This is a genomic window from Bradyrhizobium macuxiense, from assembly GCF_007993935.1.
Classification (GTDB): Bacteria; Pseudomonadota; Alphaproteobacteria; order Rhizobiales; family Xanthobacteraceae; genus Bradyrhizobium; species Bradyrhizobium macuxiense_A.
The window spans coordinates 76,079-98,855 of sequence record NZ_VITY01000015.1; the positions used below are offsets into that span (position 1 = coordinate 76,079).

A 22,777-nucleotide genomic window follows, 5' to 3' on the forward strand; every position below is an offset into this window, starting at 1 on the left:
CGTGGTGATGTACCAGATAACGATTATAAATTATTCCCATAATGCCGATTTGTCTATCATTCCTCCCAACCGACCCCGTGGCGTGTGCCGACCGCGGGGCGGAGGGGGGCTATTTCATGTCGATGATTTCGGCGCGCATCGAGCGCCTGCCGTTCGCGCGTTTCCATGTGCACCTGCTGCTGATGGGCGGCCTCGGCTATCTGTTCGACGCGATGGATGCCGCGGTGCTGGCGTTCATCCTGCCGGTGCTGCGCACCGCCTGGGGGCTGACCAATGTCGAGACCGGTGTGCTCGGCAGCAGCACCTTCGTCGGTTATCTCTTCGGCGCGCTGCTGGCAGGGACGCTGGGCGATCTGATCGGGCGCCGCGCGGTGATGATGTCGGCGCTGGCGCTCTACAGCGTGGCTTCGCTGGTCAGCGCGGCGGTGGACAGCTGGCCGGCGTTCTTTGCCGCGCGCGTCGTCGCCGGCATGGGCACGGGGGCGGAAAGCGCGATCATCGCGCCATACCTCGCGGAGTTCGTGGCGCGGCGTTACCGCGGCGCCTTCACCGGCGCGCTCGCAGGCTTCTTCTCCTTCGGCTTCGTCGCTGCCGCGCTGCTCGGCTATTTCATCGTGCCTGCCTACGACAACGGCTGGCGTATCGTGCTCATCATCACCGCGGTGCCGGTCGTGATGTTGCTGTGGTGGCGCCGGTCGCTGCCGGAATCGCCGCGCTGGCTGGAAAGCCGCGGCAGGGCGAAGGAGGCCGAAGCGGTGCTCGACAGGATCGAGGCTGTCTTCGCGCGCGAGGGCCGCGTGCTGCCGGCTCCGGTCCCCGAGCCCGCGCTGCCTGCCGTATCGTCGGGAACGCTGCTGAGCAATTTTGCGGCGCTGCTCGCCGGCCGCCAGGCGCGCATCACCACCATGACCTGGATCATGTGGCTGTCGATCACGTTCAGCTACTATTCCTTCTTCGTCTGGATTCCCGGCCTCCTGGTGCAGAATGGCATGAGCATCACCAAGAGCTTCGGCTATTCGCTGGCGATGTATTGCGCGCAGGTGCCGGGCTATTTCACCGCCGCCTTCTTCAATGAACGGATCGGACGGCAGGCGACGATTGCGACCTACATGCTGCTCGGCGGCGTCAGCGCGCTCGGGCTCGCCTTTGCCAAGAGCGACGGCGAGATCATGACGGCCGGCCTGCTGCTGTCGTTCTTCATGAACGGCACCTATGCGGGCGTCTATGCCTATACGGCCGAAGTGTTCCCGACATCGATCCGGACCACGGGCGCAGGCCTCGCATCCGCCATCGGCCGCATCGGTGCGATCGCAGCGCCGATCCTGGTCGGCTACCTCTATCCGAATTTCGGCTTTGCCGGCGTATTCGGCGTCACCACGTCGGTCCTCCTGATCGGCGCGCTCACCGTCGTGCTGATGGGCGTGCCGACGCGCGGCCGATCGCTGGAAGAAATCGCAAGCAAGACCGCGTGACCACGGCGGCGTCGTGACAGGAGATCCAATCATGTCCACCATCCTCTTCAAGAATGTCGCGCTGCTCGATCCGCTGCGGTCCGATCTGCTCGAAGGGCACCACGTGCTGGTCGAGGATCGCTTGATCAGGGAAGTGTCCGATCGGCCGATCGACGCGTCGGCGGACCGGGTCATCGATCTCAAGGGCAAGACCCTGATGCCCGGCCTGATCGACCTGCATGTGCACGCGGTCGCCGTCGAGCTCGATTTGTCGCAGCAAGCCCGCATGGCCAACGTGCTGGTGACGCTGCGCTCGACCATGCTGTTGCGCGGCATGCTGAAGCGCGGCTTCACCACCGTGCGCGATGCCGGCGGCGCCGGCTATGCGCTGAAGCAGGCGATCGACACCGGCCTGACCGATGGGCCCCGATTGTTCGTCTCCGGCCGCGCGCTCAGCCAGACCGGCGGCCACGGTGACGGGCGTGCCCGCTCGGACTATCTGGCCGATCCGACCTGCTCCTGCTGCGTGCGGGTCGGCGCCATCGCCCGCGTCGTCGACGGCGTCGATGCGGTGCGCAAGGCGGTGCGCGAGGAGCTGCAGATGGGCGCCGACCAGATCAAGATCATGGCCTCCGGCGGCGTCGCGTCGCCGACCGATCCGATCGGCGCCTACGGCTATTCCGAGGACGAGATCCGCGCCATCGTCGCCGAGGCGAAGGCGCGCCACACCTATGTGCTGGCCCATGCCTACACGGCGGAGGCGATCGAGCGCGCGGTGCGCTGCGGCGTGCGCACCATCGAGCACGGCAATCTGATTGATCTTCCGACCGCGCGGCTGATGGCCGAGCAGGGCGCCTATGTGGTGCCGACGCTGGTCACCTACGAAGCATTGGCAAACGAGGGCGCGAAATACGGCCTGCCCGCGGCGAGCGTCGCCAAGATCGCCGACGTGTGCGACGCCGGCCTGCGCTCGCTCGCGATCTATCGCGAGGCCGGGGTGAAGATGGGATTCGGCACCGACCTGCTCGGGCCGTCGCAGCGCCTGCAGAGCGACGAGTTCCGGATCCGCGCCGAATTGCTGGGTGCGCAGGCCGTGATCGCCAGTGCAACCATCGTCGGCGCCGAAGTGCTCGGCATGGAGGGCAAGCTCGGCCGGATCGCGCCGGAGGCTTTCGCCGACCTGCTGGTGGTCGAGGGCAATCCGCTGCGCGATGTGGCGTGCCTGCTCGGCCAGGGCGAGCATATCCCGCTGGTGATGAAGGCCGGCAAGGCCGAGGTCGATAGGCTGGGTGGGTAGGTGCCTGAGCACGCTCGCGGGCAGATCGCTCGTTCTCACGGCGTCACGCGGAAGCCGGTGGCGCCGATTTAGCCGATCACATTGCTCTTGGCGGCGTTGACGCGGCCGGGCGGAAGCACGACATATCGCGTGCCGACCCCATCCGCCGCTCCGGAGCCAGCCATGAACGCGCCCAACATCGAATCCGTCACGCCGCAGTCCGACGGCGACGCCGTGAGCTGGTTGACCAACGAGACCCGCGACCAGCGCTTCATCGACAACATCTTCGCCGAGCTCTGCCTCCGGCTGCAGGGCGCGGGCATCCCGATCAAGCGGGCGACGATGAATCTGATGATCCAGCATCCGCAATGGCTCGGTGCCCGGATCATCTGGGCCGACGGAAAGCGCGAGGCTGAGATCACGCGGGTGGACTACGATGTCCAGCAGCGATCGGAATATATCGGCAGTCCGGTCTATGAAATCCACCAGGGTGCGGACGAGGTGCGCGAGAAGCTCGAACGCGACCCGTCACAGGGCCGCAAGCACGCGCTCTTTGACGACATGCGCGCGCAGGGCCTGACCGACTATGTGGCCTGGCCGCTGCTGCATACGCTCGGCAAGCGGCATGTCGTGACCTTCGCGACCGACCGTGCCGGCGGCTTCAATGAGGCTGATATCGCCGAACTGCGGAAGGTGATGCCGGTGCTGGCGCTGGTCAGCGAGATCCGGATGAAGAACCGCCTGGCGCGGACGCTGCTCGAGACCTATGTCGGCACCCATGCCGGTGAGATGATCCTGGCCGGTGCGACGCGGCGCGGCAGCGGCACGACGGTCCACGCCGCGATCATGATCTGCGACCTCAGGGATTTCACCCGGATCTCGGACTCCTGGCCGCGCGATGACGTCATCGATCTCCTCAACGACTATTTCGACGCGATGTCGGAGCCGATCGCGCGGCATGGCGGCGAAATCCTGAAATTCATCGGCGACGGGCTGCTCGCGATCTTCCCGCTCAGCGAGCCCAAGGCCTGCGCCAACCTGCTGCACGCGGTGTCCGAGGCGCGGCTGGCGATGGCGGCGCTGAGCGAAAAGAACAGCATGATGGGCCGGGCGCCGATGAACTACGGCATCGGCGTTCATGTCGGCGACGTCATGTACGGCAATATCGGGTCGCGCAGCCGGCTCGACTTCACCGTAATCGGTCCTGCGGTGAATATGGCCTCGCGCCTCGAAGCGCTGACCAAGCAGTTGAAAAGGAACGTGCTGCTGTCGCGCGCATTTGCCGATCTGGTCGAGCACGATTTCGCGCTCGAGCATGTCGGCGAGCATGCGGTGCGCGGCTTCAGCGAGCCGATCGAGCTGTTTGCCTATAACGGCTGAAACCTGTTCTGGACGCTTGCGGATGTCACGGTGAGATGCCGAGCGGGTCTCTTGTGTGAAGGTAACCCGGGTCGAACTCGGCTATCTTCACGAGACCGGTCCAGTCGTTGACGACCAGTTTGCCATCCCGGAAATCCACCGTGCTGGTTGCACGCAGCTCACGCAAGGTCCGGTGGACCGTGGCAATGGCGATCGCCAGCGTCTCGCCGAGCTGGGTCAAGCTGACCGGAAAGTCCCACGTCATGCCGTTGTTGAGACCGGCCTCGCGCGCCCGGTAGAACAACTCGCAGAACAGATGCGCCATCCCGGCGACGTTGGACCTGGCGCCATTGTTGGTGACGGCCTCACGAAAGATCGCGGCATCGATCAGGGTCTCTCGCCAGATCGCGAAAGCGAATGACGGACGCCGGTTGAAGGCGCGCATCAGCATCCTGTGCGGGACAAAGGCGACGATCGCGGCTCCGATCGCGCACACGCTGTGATCCATCTCGCGAAGGAACAAGGCCTGGACGTCAGGCAGGTCGCCCGCGATATGGAAGGAAATGTACTGGCGGCGGCCGTTACGCAGGATGTGATATCGGCCGACCGTTCCGGAGACCACCAGGGCGGCGACCTTCGGCGCCTCGCCCTGATGGATGAAGTCCTCGCCGGGCTGAAATTCCCGTATCTCATGCGGCAGGGCTGCAATTTCACGGACATCCTGCTTGGCCAGGCGCGAATGTGTTTGCAGGCTGCGGACGAGAAGTTGGTGCGCGTTGTGAGCGTCCATGATCGTCTCCCTTGCTGCGATGCACCGGCTATCAAATGATAGAGCACAGCGGCTGGTGCGCGATAAACTCCGAGCAACCGGCCGCGGTTTCAGGTCCATGCCGCGCGGTTGCGGTTTGACTTGATCGTTTGAGCGAGATGTTGCGATCCTGGTTCTCCCTGCGGTTCTTCCGGTCGTTTGATCGACGCGCGGCCTCGGATTTTCCTTCGCGTACGCTTGCGAGCGGCACGGCCCAACCGCCTTCCCCGATGTCCGACGAGGTGCTGGCGCATGCCATGCGCGACCTGGAAGACCTGCAGCGCGATCTGTCGGCGCCAGACCATCCCAAGATGTGAAGACATGGAAGCCTGGAGGAGACCGGAATGAACGAATTGGACGAAGCGCTCAGGGCTCGATTGGACGCCGTGCTGGATCAGGTGTGCGGCAGACTGGTCAACGGTGGCGACCATGACACGCGGAAATACATCGCGGAGAAACTGGTCGAAGCGGCACGGAAGGGAACCGTCCATCTTGACGAGCTGAGCGTCGTTGCCCGTCGCGCGTTGTTGGAACGCTCAAATCGAAGGGCGGGTTGAGGAGCGTCCGCCTCGCATTATGCCGCGCATATTGACCAATCGTTCCACCGCCGACGATTGGTTCCAGGGGAACGACTCCGGCCAGCAGAAAGTTTTTACTGCAGCATTCGAAGGTCAGGAGCGGAATCATGCGTAGCTTGACTGAGCAGAATATTCGCACGCGGGCTTACAAGCTTTGGCAGGCGGCAGGTGAACCCAACATCAGGTTCGATGCGTTCTGGTACCAGGCGGAGAAGGAGCTGCTGGAAGAGAGAACCAGGGAGACAGCCAAGTCTGGTCGATCGAAGGCCGGGACGCGCCGGATCGTCCGGCGGCGGGATGGGGCGTCCGCGCGTGCTCACTAGCGTGGCTGTGAAATAACGGGCCGTCTAACTCCGTTGCGTCAAACCGATTTGGGCTGCGCCGGTGGGGCCCGGTCGATGAATCCCTTGGCGAGGGCGTGATAGACGCCTTCCTTGCAGATCAGGCGCGAGCTCGCATGCGCGATCAGGGCCGCGGCCATCAGCGGCACCACCATTGCGTGATTGTCGGTCATCTCGGTGACGATCACGAAGGCCGTAATCGGCGCCTGCACAACGCCTGCGAAATACGACACCATGCCGAGCAACATGATGGCAGGCAGCGGCGCGCCGTGAAACAGCGGCGCGATGTTGGAGCCGAGCCCGGCGCCGACCGCGAGCGAGGGCGCGAAGATGCCGCCCGGCATGCCGCTGATCGAGGCGAACGTGGTTGCGAGGAATTTCCACATGCTGAAGCTCGCGGGCAATTGTGAGCCGGCTTCGAGCGCGGACTTCACCTGCTGATATCCCGTGCCGTAGATCGCGCCGTCGGACGCAATGCCGCAGATCGCCGCCGCCAGTCCGCAGATCGCGGCAAATCCGATCGGATAGCGCTTGATCGCGCGCCCGGCCGGATTGGCAAATCCGCGCGCCATCGCGATGAGGATGCGGCTGAACAGGCCGCCCGCAAGACCGCCGGCCACGCCGCAGAGCGGGATCGCGAGCCAGTCGGCGCCGTTGCGCAAGCCCGTCGCGCTGGTGCCGAAATACGTATAGTTGCCCATCAGCGCGAGCGAGGTCAGGCCCGCGGCGATCACTGCGCCGATGATCAGGCTGGAGGTTCGCGTCTCGAAGGCGCGGCTCATTTCCTCGATGCCGAACACGATTCCCGCGAGCGGCGTGTTGAAGGCCGCCGCGACACCCGCGGCCGCGCCGGCAAGGATCAGGCCGGGCTGGCGGCGCGGCGAGAAGCGGCCGAGCGCAAACATGATCGACGCGCCGATCTGCACCGTCGGTCCCTCGCGCCCGACCGATGCGCCACACAGCAGGCCGAACAGGGTCAGCAGGATCTTGCCGGCCGCAACGCGCAGCGAAACCAGATTCTCGCGCGCGGTCTGGTCGGTCAGATGGCGCGCGGCGATGGCCTGCGGGATGCCGCTGCCCTGCGCGTTCTGAAAGAAGCGATTGGTCAGGAAGACCGACAGCGCGAAGCCGGCGGGCGTTAGCAGCAGCGAAGCATAACGGAAATGCGACACCAGCGCGGAAAAGGCGATCTGCGCCAAATCGGCGAGCTGCGCCAGCGCGACGGCCGCCGCACCGACCGCAATGCCGCCCAGCAAGAAGATGGCCCGGCGTTGCCAACGCGCGGAGACGATTCTGACTAGCCGCCGCTGGCGGTTGGAGGGGAAGGTCATGCTGGCGGATTCTGGCTCATGTCGTGGTCCGATACGAAACGGATCACGTCATTCCTAGCACGCGTCGACGGAGTGCGAAGCTCAAGAAATCAGCAAGACATGCCGGCGCAATCGCCAGATCGCGGCGCCGAAATCAGCGCCCGCCGCCGATCTCCGGCGCTGCTACTTTCTCGGAAACAGCCGGTCGCGGATGTAGCGCGAGGTCGCCGTCAGGCGGATTCCGCGAGGCTTCTGCCAGGCGGCGCGGTCGATCTCCTTCTTGTCGCCGATCGCCAGCCGTCCCTTGGCATTCTTGGCGATGAAGATCGCGTCGCTCATCCTGCGGCCGGAACGCTTGTTCTTGGCCGTCACTTCCTTCCAGAGGCTGAGCCGGCCGAGCTTGAGCTTCGGCAGCTCTTCCTTGATCTCGCGCTTGATGCAATCCTTCCCGGTCTCGCGCGCGCGCCTGCGGCCGCCGGGGAACATCCACAGCCCGTCAGATCGGCGTCGAACCAGAAGAACCTTGCCGCGCTTCGCGGCAACCAGTTTGGAGGACTTGGTCATGTACTGCGCAATGGTCGAAACAGAATCTGGTCCTATTCTAATTTGTCTACTTGGGTAGACAAGTTCTAACGGTGCATTGTTCCACAGCCATATGTCGGCTGTTTGTCTGCGTCAGCAGACTGCATTCGGAGCTTTGACGACGCGCATATCCGGTGAGGAGAAGGCGGCAAAATGACAGAGACCGTCAGCTGTGACGGTCTGTCGCGCCTTCGCTGCGTCCCGATGCTTTGCGCGCGTTCGCGTGATCCTCGGCCATGCGCGTTCGTCGGTGGCGGATCTCGCTGCATCGAACATCGTCACGTTGAGCTCACGACCATGATGATGTCAGCTGTTCCGGCGGAAGGAACTGCGCGTTTCGATGACACCATCCGCGACGACGGCTCCGCTGTCTGTCATCACTTGACTCGATGTTCTTGTTTTGTTCTAGTTGCCTTCCACCGTGAATAGGAGGCAGCCATGGACAACCGTATCAGCGAAATTCGCAGGCAGATCAGGGCGCTGCGCGTCAGCATGCTCGAGGCCGAGGCGATCATGCGACAGCAGATCAGCCGGGACGAGGACTGCGCCTTCGTCGCCGGGGACCTCCTGAAGATGCGGCTGGTGATGAGCCGTCTGGTCGAAGAGCGGGCCGTGCTCGGCGACCGCGACCCGATCATCGTGCATGCGAGCGTTGCTCCGCGCCGCCGGGCGGCGACACCCATCTTTCTTCGCGCGGCGAAGAAAGAACTCGTCGCCGGCGAAGCGCGTGCCTGATGACGCCGTCAGGACGCAGCGGCTGCGCGCCGAGTTGCGCGCGCTCGATTCATCCGTGAACCGGCTCAGGCGTGCCGGGCGCGACAGTGCGTCTGCGCAGCTTTTGCTGTCGCGCAAGCGCGCCGAGCTGGAGGATGTGATTTGCCGGAGGAAAGATGAGAGAGCCGCTTCGGTATTTCCACGACAGCGATGATCATGCGCCCTGGATCAAGGCGCTGGCCGAGGTTCGGCACAGGGCAACGCGGGAAGGCTGGTGCTTTCACCACGTGCAGGCGATCATCGTCGCGATCGACCAGTATGCGGAGGCCGCGCTCGGCAACCGCGAGTTCTTCCTCAACCGGCCGCAGACCGTCGGCCCATTGCGGCGAGGCGAGGTGCCCTAGCGTGTTTTCGACCGGGCGATCCAGTACGCCGCGGCCGCTCGATTCAAGCACTGCTGCCTCTGGAATACTGGATCACCCGCTTTCGCCGAAAGCGGGTGATGACACCGCGTGGCGTGAGACGATGAATCGAGAACCATCCTCATCGTCGTCCTGGCCTAGTGTGCAATTGCGCGCGGGAGCCAGGACCCATTACCCCAAATCTTAATTGATGCGCGACGCTGGGGCCGCGATCCCGTTCATCACCGAATTCGGTGGTTATGGGTCCTGGCTTTCGCCAGGACGACGGCTGTGAATATGGACTCATCCGGGCTATCGGCCGGGATGGTCAACCCGCCACGGCCGACATATCGTGACGATCCGCGGCCGAATCTGAGGCGGATCGTTCATCGCCGGGTCATCTACGTCAGGCCATCGTCAGCGCCGCGCCCGCGGGGCGGCGGCACACTTTTGCGGAGGAGGTTTCGGATGATCAGGGGCTGGCAGATCGCGACGTCGGCGCTCGCCATCGTCGTGATGGTTGCAACGCTGGGCACAGAGGCGAACGCGGCGCAGTGCGGCAACGGGCCCGGCGGCTTCGAAGCCTGGAAGGGGCAGTTTGCCGGCGAGGCGAGGGCCAAGGGCCTCGGCGCCACCGCGATCGACGCGCTGATGCAGGCGCATTATGCCAGCGCGACGATTGCCGCGGATCGCGGCCAGCGCAGCTTCGGCCTGTCGCTCGAGCAGTTCATGGCCAAGCGGGGATCGGCGACCATCGTGGCGCGCGGCCGTTCGCTGAAGCAGTCGCAGGCGGCGATGTTCGCCTCGATCCAGCAGCGCTACGGCGTGCCGCCGGGACCGTTGATCGCGATCTGGGGCATGGAAAGCGGCTTCGGCAGCCAGCGCGGCAATCAGAACATGCTGTCGTCGATCGCAACCCTTGCCTATGACTGCCGGCGTCCGGAGTTCTTCACCGAGCAGCTCTATGCGGCGCTGAAGCTGATCGATCGCGGCAGCCTGTCCGGCAGCACGCGCGGCTCGATGCATGGTGAGATCGGCCAGACCCAGTTCATGCCGAAGAACGTCCTCGCCTATGGTGTCGGCAATCTCGACGTCGCCGCCAATGCGCTGGCCTCGACGGCGAATTTCCTGCGCGCCAATGGCTGGCGCGCCGGCGCGGGCTATCAGCCCGGGGAACCCAACTTCGCGGCGATCGAGGCATGGAACGCGGCAGGGGTCTATCAGAAGGCGATCGCCATCATGGGACGCCAGATCGACGGCCAATGAGCGCAGGGTCATGAGTAGGCCGGGTTCCTTCACCGCCTGTTAACGCAACGGTGCCCAGATCGTTTGCGGTGAAACGGAGCAGGTGGAGACAGGCTCCATGCTCAAGAACGGCACCTATGCGGCGTGGTTTCGCACGTCGCTCGCTGACGGCACCGGCACCGTGCACGTCGCCGACGGCAGGCTGTGGGGCAGCGATGCCATCATGCGCTACAACGGCACCTATGAGATCGACGGCGAGCGCTTCTCGGTCGTCCTCACCGCTACGCGGCACTCCGAAGGTCATCAGACCGTGTTCGGCACCGACGATCTCGTGGTGCGGCTCGAAGGACTAGCGAGCGGCACGATCGCGACCGCCACCGGCAGGGCCGACGCGGTGCCCGATCTCGCCTTCGAGGTGACGCTGATTCCGAGCCAGGACGTGACGCCCGAGCCGCCGGCGGAGCTGCCGATGCCGAAGTTCGATCCGAGCAAGCTGCCGAAATTGCCGAAGCGCTCCAGCCGCTGAACAAGTTGCTACGCGTCGCTCGGGCCTGCGGTCTCCGGAAACGCCGCGCCGGGGATAAAGAGCTTCAGCGCGCGAATCTCGTAGACGGCCGACGGGTTGACGCTGCGCAGGTCGCGCGCCGCGGCGATCGCCTCCGCCTCATCGGCGCAATTGATCACGTAGAAGCCGAGCAGCTGCTCCTTGGTTTCCGCGAACGGGCCATCGATTACGACGCCGTGGCCCGGCCCGCGCAGGGTGCTGGCCTTGCGGGTCTCGCCGAGCCGCGCAGCCGGGCCGAGCCGGCCCTTCAGCCGTTGATGGACCTCGCGCAGACCCGCCATGACGGCTGCGTCCTCATCGGCATTCCACGACTTGACCTCGGCTTCGACGTGATAGGCCAGGATGGCATAAAGCATCTAGTGAACTCCTCATTTCTGCTGCGGCAGGCACTGACGCGCGATGATGTTCGAGCATGATCTTCCCGGAAAAACCGCTTCGTGCTTTTCCGGATCATGCTCTAGGACGTCTCGCGCCCGCCCACGCCGACATTTCATGTGTAGCGGATCGGACCGATTTTATGCTGCGACAAGGTATCCCGCGGGTCGCGGTGGCCGCGAATCGCGCCGCCCGAACAGCAAAAAGGCGCGGCGGAGTTGCTTCCGCCGCGCCCCCGATTTTGATGTCTCGCTGGTCCAGGGCTGAGAGCGCCCCGATGCCAGGCTGATTGCTCAGCGCCTAGCGGGCGATCCCAGCGAGGTGACAGCGCTTGAGACAAGACACTAGATCACCTCCTTTCTTTGTTGATGGGACGAGCAATATAGGTGGCGAATCTGCCGCTGTTAAGGCCGCCATCCGGCCGCTCCGCGCCAGGAACCGGGCGGAATACGTGGGCATATTGCCGTGGACCTGTGCACAAGGACGCCCGCCGAGGCGGTTGAGGCGGCCGTCCGGCCGTGTTAGGGGATCGTCCGATGCGGGTGTAGCTCAATGGTAGAGCAGCAGCCTTCCAAGCTGAATACGAGGGTTCGATTCCCTTCACCCGCTCCAGTCTTTTCAACCACTTGCGGCACGGTCTCGACACCATTCGGGCAAAGGTGCTGCTGCTCCCTCGGACATAATCCGCGCCTTGGTTCGCCTCGCGCGATGCCAGGCAGACCACGCCGAGTGCCTGGCGGGGCGCGCTGCAACGGCGCGCGGCATCCGTATTGAACTCGGCCCGAGACGGCGGCGACCAACTGTTGGCAGACTGGAGGACCACGACATGCCCGACTGGATTCTCGCGCCGATTTGTGTGCTCGCACTGGGCGGCTTTATCTGGTTCGCGTTTCGACAGGGGTTCAGGGTCAAGCCCGACGAGAGCAACCGCGACCATCCGACTTTGCCGCTTGGGCCGGACGGGTCGTGGCGCTGAGGGCGGTACCGGGCGAGCGGCGTTGCCATACCGTGTGGCCCATGGCCGTGTGAGATCGTCAGTGGGCCGAGGGCGCCAAGGTATCAATGGCGTCGTTTGCGGTCGGCGATCCTACATCCTTTGGAGTATGCCGATCGTCACGTGAACTTTCTGGCCCGCTGTGTAGACCTAATGGCTACCGGGATTTTGCATTTCCTTCCTGGGGCTAGAGCCGACGCCGTCCGCATGCATTTTAAGCGGGCGGTGTTGTGCTGATGTTGAATCACCGCCCCGTCGCATCATCCCGCTCCCGCGCGCGGAGGCGGCCCTTGAAGCGAATACCCACGAGCGAAGCGATCATCACCATCGCCTTGTTGGTGATGTTCGCGCTCGTGATCTGGTTTGGCGCCATGCCCTGAGCCCCCGGGGCGCCGCCCCCTGTCAGGGGAGCGAAACTACTCGCAGATTGTTGGTGCTTCCCGCCTGCCCGAAGGGAATGCCGGCGACGACGACCAGCAGGTCGCGGCTTGACGCAAACTGCTCCGCGCGCGCGAGCGCCGTCGCGCGCTCGACCATCTCCTCATAGCTCCCGACATCGTCGGAAAGCACACTGTGAGCGCCCCAAAGCAGGCACAGGCGGCGGGACACTTCGCGGCTTGGGGTGATGGCGAGGATCGGCAGGCTCGGCCGCTTGCGCGCGACGCGTGCGGCGGTGGTGCCGCTCGACGTGTAGGCCACGATGGCCGCGGCGTGAACCACGGAGGCGAGGTCGGCGGCGGCCGTTGCGACGGCATGCGGCGGCGTCTGCTCCTCGCCGGGCTGGGTCGCCTCGACGATGGAGCGGTACATCTTGTGCTGCTCGGTGCTGCGGATGATGCGATCCATCATCTCGACGGCCTCGCGCGGATAGCGGCCCGTTGCGGATTCCGCCGACAGCATCACGGCGTCCGCGCCATCGTAGATGGCGGTCGCAACGTCGGAGACTTCCGCGCGCGTCGGAGTGGGCGCGGCGACCATGGAGTCCAGCATTTGCGTGGCGACGATCACCGGCTTCACCGCGAGACGGCACGCCCGCACCAGCTCCTTCTGACGCCCCGGCACGTCCTCATCCGGAATTTCGACGCCGAGATCTCCGCGCGCAACCATGATGGCGTCGCACAGCTGGATGATGTCGTCGATCCGCTCGAGCGCTGCCGGCTTCTCGATCTTGGCCATCAGGCCGGCGCGGTCGCCGACGAGGCCTCTCGCCTCGATGATGTCGGAGGGTTTTTGCACGAACGACAAGGCGACCCAATCGACGCCGAGCTTCAGCCCGAACTCCAGATCGAGACGATCCTTGGTGGTGAGCGGCGAAAGATCGAGCACCGTTCCCGGCAGATTGACGCCCTTGTGGTTCGAGATCGTGCCACCGACGATCACCTTGGCTTCGATGAAATCGTCACCGAGCCCGGCGACGCGAACGCGGACCCGGCCGTCGTCGATCAGAAGGTCGTGGCCGGGGGCGACCGCGGCAAAGATTTCCCGGTGCGGGAGCGGTATAGAGGTTCGGTCGCCCTCCGATCCGGACAGCACGAACCGGATGGTCTCTCCGGCCGCCACGGCGATCTTTCCATCGCGCAAGGTGCCGACGCGGATTTTCGGACCCTGGAGGTCCATCAGAATGCCGATCGGCCGGCCGATCTCCTGTTCCAGCCGTCGGATCGCGGCGTGGACGGTTGCGTGGTCGCTCTGGGTTCCGTGACTGAAGTTCAGACGGAACGTATCGACGCCTGCCAGCAGCAGCGCCTTGAGCATCTCGGGGGAACTGCTCGCTGGGCCGACGGTTGCGACGATCTTGGCCCGTCGATGACGACGCATGGGTCACCTCATTGCTGGCTTGCCGGCCGCAATCAGCACGGCTCTGACATCGTTGACATTGGTAAGCGTTGGCCCGGTGCGCACGAGGTCTCCAAGGCGGTCGAAGAAGCTGTAGCTGTTATGGGCCGCCAAATAGGCCCGTGCGTCGAGACCGCTCGCGGCGGCGCGCCGCAGCGTATCCGGACCGATCAAAGCGCCGGCAGCATCTTCCGTTCCATCAATTCCATCGCTGTCGCCCGCAATCGCCCAGATATCCGCCGCGCCGGACAGGGCGACGGCAAGCCCGAGCAGGAATTCGGTGTTGCGGCCGCCGCGCCCCGCCGGGCCGCGCCCGATCGTCACTGTCGTCTCTCCGCCGGACAGCAGCACGGCAGGAGCAGGGCCGGGCTGCGCGTGCTGCGCGACCGAGCGGGCGATGCCCGCCATCATGGTTCCAAGTTCGCGAGCCTCGCCTTCGATTGCGTCGCCAAGGATGATCGGATTGAGGCCTTCATCCCGGGCCGCGCGCCCTGCAGCGTCCAGCGCGAGGGACGGCGCCGCGAGGATGCGGACATCGGCATCGATCTCGCCGGGTTTCGGCGTTTCGTCGGCGTGCGCGAGCACAAGCTGGGCTGCTTCCGGCAACTCGATTGCAAAGCGGCGGATGATCTCTTGCGCGTCGGCTTTTGTGCTGGGGTCCGGGAGCGTGGGACCGGAGGCGATCGGCGCCGGGTCGTCGCCGGGAATGTCGGAAATCACCAGCGTCGTGACGTGGGCGGGACGGGCGGCGAGCGCCAGCCGTCCGCCCTTGATCGCCGACAAATGCTTGCGGACGATGTTCATCTCGGCGATCGTCGCGCCGCTCGCAAGCAGTGCACGGTTGACCGCCTGCTTGTCGGCGAGCGTCATCGGGGATGCGGGAAGGGTCATCAGGGCCGAGCCGCCGCCGGACATCAGGGCGATGACGAGATCGTCTGCTGAAAGTCCCTCGACGGCGCGCAGCATGCGAAGGGCGGCGGCCTTGCTCGAGTCATCCGGAACGGGGTGAGATGCCTCGAGCACGTCGATGCGGCCCGCGGGAACCGAATGGCCGTGGCGCGTCACCACGACACCGGAAAGGTCGACGTCAGGCCATGCCGCGTCGAGGCCGGCGGCCATCGCGGCCGAAGCCTTGCCGGCGCCGATGACAATGCATCTGCCCTTCGGCTTTGCCGGCAGGGCGCGTGCGATGGTCATCCTTGGATCGGCGCTGGCGATGGCCGCATCGAAGATCTTCCGGAGCGCAGTCCGAGCGCGCAAGTCCGTCCCTGTGTCGCTCAATCGCTACGCTCCGGCCGATAGGTCTCGCATTATGGCGTCTTCTTGAGACTGTCGTAAGACGCCGGTGTCTCGAGTAGATGATTTTCGCCGAGGGCTGGCTTTGCGCGCGCGATTGTGGCGCCAGCCGTCCCTTCACTGCCCAGAATGAACGCACGCCGCATCGGCTTGATCACCAGCAAGGCGGTGAGGGCCGCCGTGGCATTGAGCGCCACCGCGACGATGAACACGGCCTGCCAGCCGAACTGCGAGGAGATGATGCTGGCGAGCGGGACGAGCAGCGCCGCGGTGCCCTTCGCGGTGTAGAGCATGCCGTTGTTGGTGGTTGCGTATTTGGCGCCGAAGGTGTCGCCCGACGTCGCCGGGAACAGGCTGTAGATTTCGCCGAACACGCCGAAATAGATCGCCGTGGCGAGCACGAAGACCACAGGAATGTGGCCGTAGACGGAGAGCGTCAGCAGCATCAGCGCCGCTGTCGCGAACGCAATGAACATCGTGTGCTCGCGGCCGATCGTGTCGGAAACCCAGCCGAAGAACGGGCGGCCGAAACCATCGAAGACACGATCGAGCGAAATGGCAAAGGTCAGCGCCGCCATCTGGAAGCCGGCGAGCGAGACCGGCGTATCCGCGATCTTGAAGTCATGAGCGATCGGCCCGATCTGCGCGGCGGTCATCAATCCGCCGGAAGCCACCATGACGAACACCAGGTACATGACCCAGAAGATCGGGGTGCGCAGCACCTGGGGCGGCGTGTAGTCGATCGCGCTTTGCGGCAGGTTGAGCCGCTTCTTCCTGGGTGCCTCGACGCCATGCGGCGGGCGGACGAACCAGGCCAGCACGAGAACCGTGAGGCCCTGTCCGATTCCGAACGTCAGGAAGGTGCTCTGATAGCCGCTGGCGGCAATCATGTTGGCGATCGGCACGACGGTGAGGGCAGCGCCCGCGCCAAATCCGGCGGCGGTCGCACCGGCGGCGAGGCCGCGCCGGTCCGGAAACCACTTCAGCGCATTGCCGACGCAGGTGCCGTAGACCGCGCCGGCGCCGATGCCCGCGACGATTGCCGCGGCATAGAGCATGACGAGAGACGTGGCGAATGAGTTCAGCACCCAGGCCAGTCCGATCATCAGCCCGCCGAACATGATGACGATGCGGGGGCCGTATTTGTCCACGAACCAGGCCTCCACCGGCACCAGCCACGTCTCCGTCATCACGAAGATCGTGAAGGCGAGCTGGATAGCCGGACGGCCCCAGTGATATTGCGCGTCGATCGGATCGACGAACAGCGTCCACCCGTATTGCAAATTGGCGATCATCGCCATGCAGACGATGCCGATCGCGAGCTGAAGCCAGCGGAAGCCGCCGGGCGACGATACCAGTTTCGTGCTGGAAATCATGTGCGCTCCCAAAGCAGGTGTTGGTCGTTTGGTCCGGGCGTCAGGCTGTCGTCCTGCCGCCGCCTATTGACGAAATTCGTTGGTCAATTCGCCAATGCCGTCGATCGCGACGGTGACCGTATTGACCGGCTCCTTCATCACCCCGACGCCGATCGATGTCCCGCAGCAGATCAGGTCGCCCGGCAACAGCGTCATGTCGTGTGAGATCTTGCTGACCAGCGCCTGCGCGCTGAAGATCATGTCCGCGATCGGGTAGTTCTGGCGCTCGACACCGTTGAGGATGGTGCGCACCACAAGGCGCGCGGGGTCGAGGCCTGAGGCGATGACGGGACCGAACGGGCCATATCCGTCGAAGCCCTTGGCCCGCGCCCATTGCGGGAAGGTCGGGTCGCGATTGAGGATGTCCGCTGCGGTGACGTCGTTGGTGCAGGTGTAACCGAAGATGAAGGCGTCGGCCTGTTCGGGGGCAACCGCCGTGCAGCTTTTGCCGATGACGATGCCGAGCTCGCCTTCGTAGGTGGTCTTGCCATCGTAGCCGACCGGACGCGTGATCACGGCGCCAGGCTCGGTCACGCTGGTTGCGGCTTTCAGCAGGTACAACGGTTCGGGCGGCTCGGGTGATTTCAGCTTCGCCGCAAGAGCGTGAAAATTGTTCCAGAGCGCGATGATCTTGCTCGGCTGGGTCGGCGCCAGCAGCTCGACTTCGTCGAGCGCCAGCGTTTGTCCGGTCGGTCGTGTGTCGCCGAACATCTCCCCTGCATGCACGGAGATGCCGGACGGGGTGAGTTGCCCGAAGCCGATTTCGGCGTGGTGGCGGAAGCGAACCCAGCGTGTCACGTCGGCCATCGGGATCACGCTACCGCAAGTGATTGTGCTTCGGCGACGCCGGCGGCCCCGTCATAGAGGCCGGCCAGCCTGGTGCGCTGCGCGACCAGCGCCAGCACCGCGTCGAGAGCGGGCGTCGCAATCCCTGTCATCCGGCCCATCTCCTGCACCACGGTGATCAGCGGATCGATCTCGACCGGACGTCCACGCTCGAGATCCTGCAGCATCGAGGTCTTGTGCGCGCCGACCTTGCGTGCGCCCTCGATGCGGCGTTCGACATCGACCCGGAACTTGACGCCGAGGCTTTCCGCGATCGCCTGGGCTTCCAGCATGATCGCTCTGGACAGCGCACGCGTGCCGGGATTGCTGCAGATCACGTCGAGGGTCGCGTGGGTGAGGGCGCTGATCGGGTTGAAACAGACATTGCCCCACAGCTTGAGCCAGATCTCGTCGCGGATGCGGTCGAGCACCGGCGCCTTCATGCCCGCCGCGGTGAACAGGGCGGAAAGCTTCTCGACGTCGGGCGTGACCTCGCCGGAAGGCTCGCCGAGCGGAAAGTTGTTGCCGTAGACGTGACGGATCACGCCGGGCGCCTCGATCTCGGTCGCCGGGTACACCACGCAGCCGATGGCGCGCGCAGCGCCAAGCTCGCTCCACTGCCGTCCGCCGGGATCGATGCTTTCGAGCGTCGATCCTTCGTGCCGGCCGCCATGCTTGTAGAAATACCAATAGGGAATGCCGTTGACGGCGGTGACGATGCGGGTCCGCTCACCCAGCAGGGGCCGCATCGGTTCGATGACGCCGGTGATCGAATGCGCCTTGAGGCAGATGATGACGAAATCCTGCTCGCCGAGTTCGGCGGGGTTATCGGTACAGCGCGGATGCACCACGCGCTCCTCGTCGCCGATCAGGAGCTTCAGGCCGTTCTGCCGCATCGCGGCGAGGTGCGCGCCCCGCGCGACCAGGCTGACATCGGCGCCTGCGCGCATCAATTCGACACCGAGATAGCCGCCGATGGCACCGGCGCCGTAGATGCAGATCTTCATGAAATCCTCGCGAGCAGGGTGGGGACACATTACGAGCCGCAACGGCTCGAGCCGGGTTGCGTGGCAATGGTCTTCGGAACGTCCGTCAAGCCGCGCAGGCGGCTTCCTCCAAGGCAAAGCCGATGTCCCGCATGCTGACGACGCCGACGAGCCGGCCGTTGTCGATGACGGGGATATGGCGGATGTCGTGACGGGCCATCAGGCGCTCGACATCGGCGAGCGCGTCTTGCGAATTGCAGGACACCAGCGGCCGGGGCGAAATGAACTGCGCGACTTTTGCGGCAAGGCCACCCGTACCGCGCTCGGCGATCACGGCGACGACGTCGCGCTCGCTGAACATTCCGATCACGGCGGCGTCGACACTGCGCGAGCCGTTCCGGACCACAAGCGCGCCGACATTGCTGGCGTACATCAGGTTCGCCGCGATGCTGACGGTTTCGCTCGAGCCGATCGTCACCGCGGGCGCACGGTTGGTGCGAAGGATGTCCCCGACATACATGGCATGGTCCTCCCGATTGGGTTGTTAAGAACCAATCGTGGTATACATTATCCCAGAAGTCAAACAAAAGAATCGAAGCGTTCTTCAATAATAATGGCAAAAATACTGACCTATTCGCGAATATTGTCGCCTTGACTTCCATACCTTTTGGCATGCCATATGCCAATTGTGACGCTCGTTCCCGGCGGGCGATTTCGTTCTGAACCACAACCGGTTAGGGTCAGGTCGTCATGAAAAGAGAGCCGATCCGCCGCAAGCCGTCCGATCCCGATGTTCGCGCGCAACCGGATCCGGATGCACGAGATGGCGGCGTCCAATCCGTCGATCGCGCGCTGCAAATCATGGAAGCGCTTGCCGAGGACGACGAAGGCTATCGGCTGACCGATCTTGCGATCCGCATCGGCTTGCCGCCGTCGACGGCGCACCGGCTGCTGACGACGCTGGAGAATCGGAGGTTCGTGCAGTTCGATCGCGAGGAGTCGAAATGGCACATCGGCGCGCAGAGCTTCGTGGTCGGCTCGACCTTCATGCGCCGGCGCAATTTTTCCGCGCGGGCATTGCCTTATCTGCGCAAGCTGCGCGACCAGACCAGGGAAACCGCCAATCTTGCGGTGGTCGATGACGACTCGATCATCGTCGTATCCCGGATCGAAAGCCGGGAGATCATGCGCTCGCTGACCAAGGTCGGCGGACGCGTCGCATTGATCGCTTCGGGCGTGGGGAAGGCGGTGCTGGCCGCGTATTCCGATGCCGACATCAATGCGATCATCCGTCGTCGCGGCATGCCGCGCCTGACCGAGAAGTCGATCATTCGGCCGGGCGAGTTGTTCAGGGAATTGGAGACCGTGCGACGCCAGGGCTATGCGGTGGACGATGAGGAGGCGCGGCTCGGCCTGCGCTGCGTGGCCGCGGTCGTGTTCAACGATTGCAGCGAGCCGTTCGCCGCGGTCTCGGTATCGGGGATGGCGGATCGGCTGACGGATGATCGCTTGCCGGAGATCGGCGCCATCGTGCATCAGATCGCAGCCGAGCTCTCGGCAGAGCTGCGCGGCAGCAGCCGCACGTAACCGTAGCAGGCGCAAAGCCTGCTGCTGTTCTTACCGGTGCGGGTTTCCACGCTTTCGTCGGCGCTAATCACTTGGAGACAAGCAAGAAATCGCGAGCGCTGCCACAGCGTGGAAAATCCTATCGATTGCGTTGAGATCGATGATCGCGGGCCTGATGATCCTGCTCAGGCCAACTCATAGCGAAGCGGGATCATCACATGAAGATGCGAGCGGTGGATGCGGCAGTCCGCATACTTGAACGCGAGGGGATCACTTGCGCTTTTGGCGTTCCCGGCGCCGCGATCAACCCGCTTTACTCCGCGCTGAAGCGCAACGGCTCGATCCGGCATGTTCTGGCGCGGCACGTCGAAGGCGCCTCGCATATGGCGGAAGGCTATACCAGGGCGAACGCGGGCAACATCGGCGTTTGCATCGGCACGTCGGGCCCCGCCGGAACCGACATGATCACCGGCCTCTATTCGGCGATCGCGGATTCGATTCCGATCCTCTGCATCACCGGCCAGGCGCCGCGGGCGCGGCTCTACAAGGAAGATTTCCAGGCCGTCGACATCGAGTCGATTGCAAAGCCGGTGACGAAATGGGCCGTCACGGTGCGCGAGCCGGCGCTGGTGCCGCGCGTGTTCAGCCAGGCTTTCCATGTCATGCGCTCGGGACGGCCGGGACCGGTGCTGATCGATCTTCCGCTCGATGTGCAGCTGGCCGAGATCGAGTTCGACGACGAGACCTATTCGCCGCTGCCGGTCTACAAGCCGACGGCGACGCGCAAGCAGATCGAGAAGGCGCTCGAGATGCTCAACGCCGCGGAGCGGCCGCTGATCGTGGCCGGCGGCGGCGTGATCAACGCCGATGCATCCGAGCTGCTGGTCGCGTTCGCCGAAGCGGTCAACGTTCCCGTCGTCCCGACGCTGATGGCGTGGGGCGCTATACCCGACGATCACGCGCTGATGGCCGGCATGGTCGGCCTGCAGACCAGCCACCGCTACGCCAACGCCACGATGCTGGAATCCGATTTCGTGCTCGGCATCGGCAACCGCTGGGCCAACCGGCACACCGGTTCGATCGAGACCTACACCAAGGGGCGCAAATTCGTCCACGTCGACATCGAGCCGACCCAGATCGGACGGGTGTTCAATCCGGACCTCGGCATCGTGTCGGACGCCAAGGCCGCGCTGGAGATGTTCGTGAGCGTCGCCCGGGAGTGGCGGAAGTCCGGCAGGCTGCGCGACCGGCAGGCCTGGCCCGTAGCCTGCCGCGACCGCAAGCGTTCGATGCTGCGCAAGAGCCATTTCGACAACATCCCGATCAAGCCGCAGCGCGTCTATGAGGAAATGAACAAGGCGTTCGGCCGCGACACTTGCTACGTGACCGTGATCGGATTGTCGCAGATCGCGGGTGCCCAGTTCCTCAACGTCTATCGTCCGCGCAACTGGATCAATGCCGGGCAGGCCGGTCCGCTCGGCTGGACATTGCCGGCCGCGCTCGGTGTGCGCGCCGCCGATCCCGATCGCGACATCGTCGCGCTGTCGGGCGACTACGACTTCCAGTTCCTGATCGAGGAGCTCGCGGTCGGCGCGCAATTCAATCTGCCCTACATCCACGTCGTCGTGAACAATTCATATCTCGGGCTGATCCGGCAGGCCCAGCGCGGCTTCGACATGGATTATCACGTCCAGCTCTCGTTCGAGAACATCAACGCGCCCGAGATCGGCGCCTACGGCGTCGACCATGTGGCCGTCGCGGAAGGGCTGGGCTGCAAGGCGATCCGGGTGACGGATCCGAACGACGCACAGGCCGCGTTCGCGACCGCGCGGGAGCTGATGGCGAAGCACCGCGTGCCGGTGGTGGTGGAGTTCATCCTCGAACGGGTCACCAACATCGCGATGGGAACGGAGATCGACAACATCGTCGAATTCGAGGAGGTGCTCGATCTTCCGCTCGATGACGTGCCGAGCACGCAACGAACCGGCACCTTGTTGCCGGCCTGACGACACCATCCAGCGCTGCCCCAAGCGGAGATCGACCCGTGCCTCAGTTTGCCGCCAACCTCACCATGTTGTTCAACGAGCTGCCGTTCCTCGACCGGTTCGCAGCCGCCAAGGCCGCCGGCTTCAACGCCGTCGAATATCTGTTTCCCTACGAGTTCGAAAAGGGCGCGTTGCGCGAGGAATTGTCGCGCTGTGGGCTGACCCAGGTGCTGCACAACCTCCCGGCCGGCAATTGGGCTGCCGGCGAGCGGGGTATCGCGATCCTGCGCGATCGGGTCGATGAATTTCGCGACAGCGTGGTGCGCGCGATCGACTATGCCAAGGCGCTGGAGTGCCGGCAGCTGAACTGCCTGGTCGGCATCGCTCCGGCCGGTGCGGACGCCGCAGAGCTGCGCGAAATCCTGGTGCCCAATCTGCGCTTCGCCGCCAGCGCGCTCGCGCAGCATGGCATCAAGCTCTTGATCGAACCGATCAACACGCTCGATATTCCCGGCTTCTTCCTGAGCGGGACGGAGCAGGCGGTGCAGCTGATTGCCGACGTGGGCTCACCCAATTTGTTCATCCAGTACGACATCTATCACATGCAGATCATGGAAGGCGATCTGGCGCGGACCCTGCAGAAGCATCTCGGCCGGATCGCGCATGTCCAGCTCGCCGACAACCCGGGCCGTTTCGAGCCGGGCACCGGCGAGATCAACTATTCCTACCTCTTCAAGCATCTCGACAGCATCGGATATCGCGGCTGGATCGGATGCGAATACAAGCCGCGGACGACCACGCTCGAGAGCCTCTCCTGGCACGCCGCGCACACCTTCGTGACTTAATCAGGCTGACGGGAGCATTACCAA

General features: G+C 64.6%; 25 protein-coding genes and 1 tRNA gene. 15 read left to right on the forward strand and 11 right to left on the reverse strand.

Features of this window, described 5'->3' with window-relative positions; translation table 11 throughout:
* The first annotated feature begins 116 nt into the window (after positions 1 to 116).
* From FBZ93_RS32220 to FBZ93_RS32230, 3 genes are all read left to right on the forward strand, one after another.
* Complete coding sequence (locus tag FBZ93_RS32220; RefSeq protein ID WP_146991449.1) at positions 117 to 1,472, forward strand: MFS transporter; 1,356 nt, start codon at positions 117 to 119, stop codon at positions 1,470 to 1,472.
* A 31-nt stretch (positions 1,473 to 1,503) separates the two neighbouring features.
* On the forward strand, positions 1,504 to 2,748 hold the full coding sequence (locus tag FBZ93_RS32225; protein WP_146991450.1) for a metal-dependent hydrolase family protein: 1,245 nt from the start codon (positions 1,504 to 1,506) through the stop codon (positions 2,746 to 2,748).
* 162 nt (positions 2,749 to 2,910) lie between these two features.
* The gene (locus FBZ93_RS32230; protein WP_146991451.1) at positions 2,911 to 4,107 is read left to right on the forward strand and encodes an adenylate/guanylate cyclase domain-containing protein; all 1,197 of its coding nucleotides are present in this window, start codon (positions 2,911 to 2,913) and stop codon (positions 4,105 to 4,107) included.
* A 25-nt stretch (positions 4,108 to 4,132) separates the two neighbouring features.
* Here the strand turns inward: FBZ93_RS32230 and FBZ93_RS32235 are convergent, their stop codons facing one another.
* On the reverse strand, positions 4,133 to 4,876 hold the full coding sequence (locus FBZ93_RS32235) for a Crp/Fnr family transcriptional regulator (protein ID WP_146991563.1): 744 nt from the start codon (positions 4,874 to 4,876) through the stop codon (positions 4,133 to 4,135).
* Between the two features lie 128 nt (positions 4,877 to 5,004).
* Between FBZ93_RS32235 and FBZ93_RS32240 the strand changes: the two genes are divergently transcribed.
* The 3 genes from FBZ93_RS32240 (at position 5,005) to FBZ93_RS32250 (ending at position 5,795) form a co-directional block, all read left to right on the forward strand.
* Positions 5,005 to 5,211 (forward strand): hypothetical protein, encoded by a 207-nt coding sequence (locus FBZ93_RS32240; protein WP_146991452.1) that lies wholly within the window; start codon positions 5,005 to 5,007, stop codon positions 5,209 to 5,211.
* 27 nt (positions 5,212 to 5,238) lie between these two features.
* The gene (locus tag FBZ93_RS32245; protein WP_146991453.1) at positions 5,239 to 5,451 is read left to right on the forward strand and encodes a hypothetical protein; all 213 of its coding nucleotides are present in this window, start codon (positions 5,239 to 5,241) and stop codon (positions 5,449 to 5,451) included.
* Positions 5,452 to 5,579: 128 nt separating this feature from the next.
* Positions 5,580 to 5,795, forward strand: a complete 216-nt coding sequence (locus tag FBZ93_RS32250) for a DUF2934 domain-containing protein (protein WP_146991454.1) — start codon at positions 5,580 to 5,582, stop codon at positions 5,793 to 5,795.
* Positions 5,796 to 5,833: 38 nt separating this feature from the next.
* Here FBZ93_RS32250 and FBZ93_RS32255 read toward each other — a convergent pair whose 3' ends face one another.
* Entirely contained in the window at positions 5,834 to 7,144 is a 1,311-nt protein-coding gene (locus FBZ93_RS32255; protein ID WP_146991455.1) for a chloride channel protein, read from the reverse strand.
* Between the two features lie 162 nt (positions 7,145 to 7,306).
* Positions 7,307 to 7,687 carry an NUDIX hydrolase gene (locus tag FBZ93_RS32260; protein ID WP_050420927.1) on the reverse strand — a complete coding sequence of 127 codons (381 nt, stop codon included), beginning with the start codon at positions 7,685 to 7,687 and terminating at the stop codon, positions 7,307 to 7,309.
* Positions 7,688 to 8,143: 456 nt separating this feature from the next.
* Between FBZ93_RS32260 and FBZ93_RS32265 the strand changes: the two genes are divergently transcribed.
* The 4 genes from FBZ93_RS32265 to FBZ93_RS32285 all read left to right on the forward strand — a co-directional run bounded on the left by FBZ93_RS32265 (position 8,144) and on the right by FBZ93_RS32285 (position 10,591).
* The gene (locus FBZ93_RS32265; protein WP_146991457.1) at positions 8,144 to 8,440 is read left to right on the forward strand and encodes a hypothetical protein; all 297 of its coding nucleotides are present in this window, start codon (positions 8,144 to 8,146) and stop codon (positions 8,438 to 8,440) included.
* 155 nt (positions 8,441 to 8,595) lie between these two features.
* Positions 8,596 to 8,823 carry a hypothetical protein gene (locus tag FBZ93_RS32275; protein ID WP_146991458.1) on the forward strand — a complete coding sequence of 76 codons (228 nt, stop codon included), beginning with the start codon at positions 8,596 to 8,598 and terminating at the stop codon, positions 8,821 to 8,823.
* Positions 8,824 to 9,336: 513 nt separating this feature from the next.
* Positions 9,337 to 10,086, forward strand: a complete 750-nt coding sequence (locus tag FBZ93_RS32280) for a lytic murein transglycosylase (protein ID WP_433995462.1) — start codon at positions 9,337 to 9,339, stop codon at positions 10,084 to 10,086.
* A 97-nt stretch (positions 10,087 to 10,183) separates the two neighbouring features.
* Positions 10,184 to 10,591: a hypothetical protein gene (locus FBZ93_RS32285; protein WP_167529315.1), complete on the forward strand. Its 408-nt coding sequence runs from the start codon at positions 10,184 to 10,186 to the stop codon at positions 10,589 to 10,591.
* An 8-nt stretch (positions 10,592 to 10,599) separates the two neighbouring features.
* Here FBZ93_RS32285 and FBZ93_RS32290 read toward each other — a convergent pair whose 3' ends face one another.
* Entirely contained in the window at positions 10,600 to 10,986 is a 387-nt protein-coding gene (locus tag FBZ93_RS32290; protein WP_050420922.1) for a YciI family protein, read from the reverse strand.
* A 557-nt stretch (positions 10,987 to 11,543) separates the two neighbouring features.
* On the opposite strand from FBZ93_RS32290, the gene FBZ93_RS32295 reads away from it, so the two are divergent.
* A tRNA-Gly gene (locus FBZ93_RS32295) sits at positions 11,544 to 11,617 on the forward strand.
* Positions 11,618 to 11,831: 214 nt separating this feature from the next.
* Entirely contained in the window at positions 11,832 to 11,981 is a 150-nt protein-coding gene (locus FBZ93_RS40860; RefSeq protein WP_167529316.1) for a hypothetical protein, read from the forward strand.
* A gap of 262 nt (positions 11,982 to 12,243) precedes the next feature.
* Here FBZ93_RS40860 and FBZ93_RS41785 read toward each other — a convergent pair whose 3' ends face one another.
* The 7 genes from FBZ93_RS41785 to FBZ93_RS32325 form a co-directional block, all read right to left on the reverse strand.
* A complete protein-coding gene (locus FBZ93_RS41785; RefSeq protein ID WP_283810865.1) occupies positions 12,244 to 12,372 on the reverse strand; it encodes a hypothetical protein in 129 nt (42 codons plus the stop codon).
* 29 nt (positions 12,373 to 12,401) lie between these two features.
* Entirely contained in the window at positions 12,402 to 13,817 is a 1,416-nt protein-coding gene (gene pyk, locus FBZ93_RS32300) for a pyruvate kinase (protein ID WP_146991461.1), read from the reverse strand.
* Between the two features lie 3 nt (positions 13,818 to 13,820).
* Positions 13,821 to 15,116, reverse strand: a complete 1,296-nt coding sequence (locus FBZ93_RS32305; protein ID WP_146991462.1) for a glycerate kinase type-2 family protein — start codon at positions 15,114 to 15,116, stop codon at positions 13,821 to 13,823.
* Between the two features lie 29 nt (positions 15,117 to 15,145).
* Positions 15,146 to 16,507 (reverse strand): oxalate/formate MFS antiporter, encoded by a 1,362-nt coding sequence (oxlT, locus tag FBZ93_RS32310; protein WP_167529317.1) that lies wholly within the window; start codon positions 16,505 to 16,507, stop codon positions 15,146 to 15,148.
* Between the two features lie 63 nt (positions 16,508 to 16,570).
* On the reverse strand, positions 16,571 to 17,353 hold the full coding sequence (locus FBZ93_RS32315; protein ID WP_167529318.1) for a fumarylacetoacetate hydrolase family protein: 783 nt from the start codon (positions 17,351 to 17,353) through the stop codon (positions 16,571 to 16,573).
* 5 nt (positions 17,354 to 17,358) lie between these two features.
* A complete protein-coding gene (locus FBZ93_RS32320) occupies positions 17,359 to 18,378 on the reverse strand; it encodes a 2-dehydropantoate 2-reductase (RefSeq protein ID WP_146991463.1) in 1,020 nt (339 codons plus the stop codon).
* Between the two features lie 85 nt (positions 18,379 to 18,463).
* Positions 18,464 to 18,877, reverse strand: a complete 414-nt coding sequence (locus tag FBZ93_RS32325; RefSeq protein ID WP_146991464.1) for a CBS domain-containing protein — start codon at positions 18,875 to 18,877, stop codon at positions 18,464 to 18,466.
* 230 nt (positions 18,878 to 19,107) lie between these two features.
* Here FBZ93_RS32325 and FBZ93_RS32330 point away from each other — a divergent pair, with 230 nt between their 5' ends.
* From FBZ93_RS32330 to hyi, 3 genes are all read left to right on the forward strand, one after another.
* The gene (locus tag FBZ93_RS32330; protein WP_146991465.1) at positions 19,108 to 19,944 is read left to right on the forward strand and encodes an IclR family transcriptional regulator; all 837 of its coding nucleotides are present in this window, start codon (positions 19,108 to 19,110) and stop codon (positions 19,942 to 19,944) included.
* 197 nt (positions 19,945 to 20,141) lie between these two features.
* On the forward strand, positions 20,142 to 21,929 hold the full coding sequence (gene gcl / locus FBZ93_RS32335; RefSeq protein WP_146991466.1) for a glyoxylate carboligase: 1,788 nt from the start codon (positions 20,142 to 20,144) through the stop codon (positions 21,927 to 21,929).
* A gap of 38 nt (positions 21,930 to 21,967) precedes the next feature.
* Positions 21,968 to 22,753 carry a hydroxypyruvate isomerase gene (gene hyi / locus FBZ93_RS32340; RefSeq protein ID WP_146991467.1) on the forward strand — a complete coding sequence of 262 codons (786 nt, stop codon included), beginning with the start codon at positions 21,968 to 21,970 and terminating at the stop codon, positions 22,751 to 22,753.
* The last annotated feature ends 24 nt before the right edge of the window (positions 22,754 to 22,777 follow it).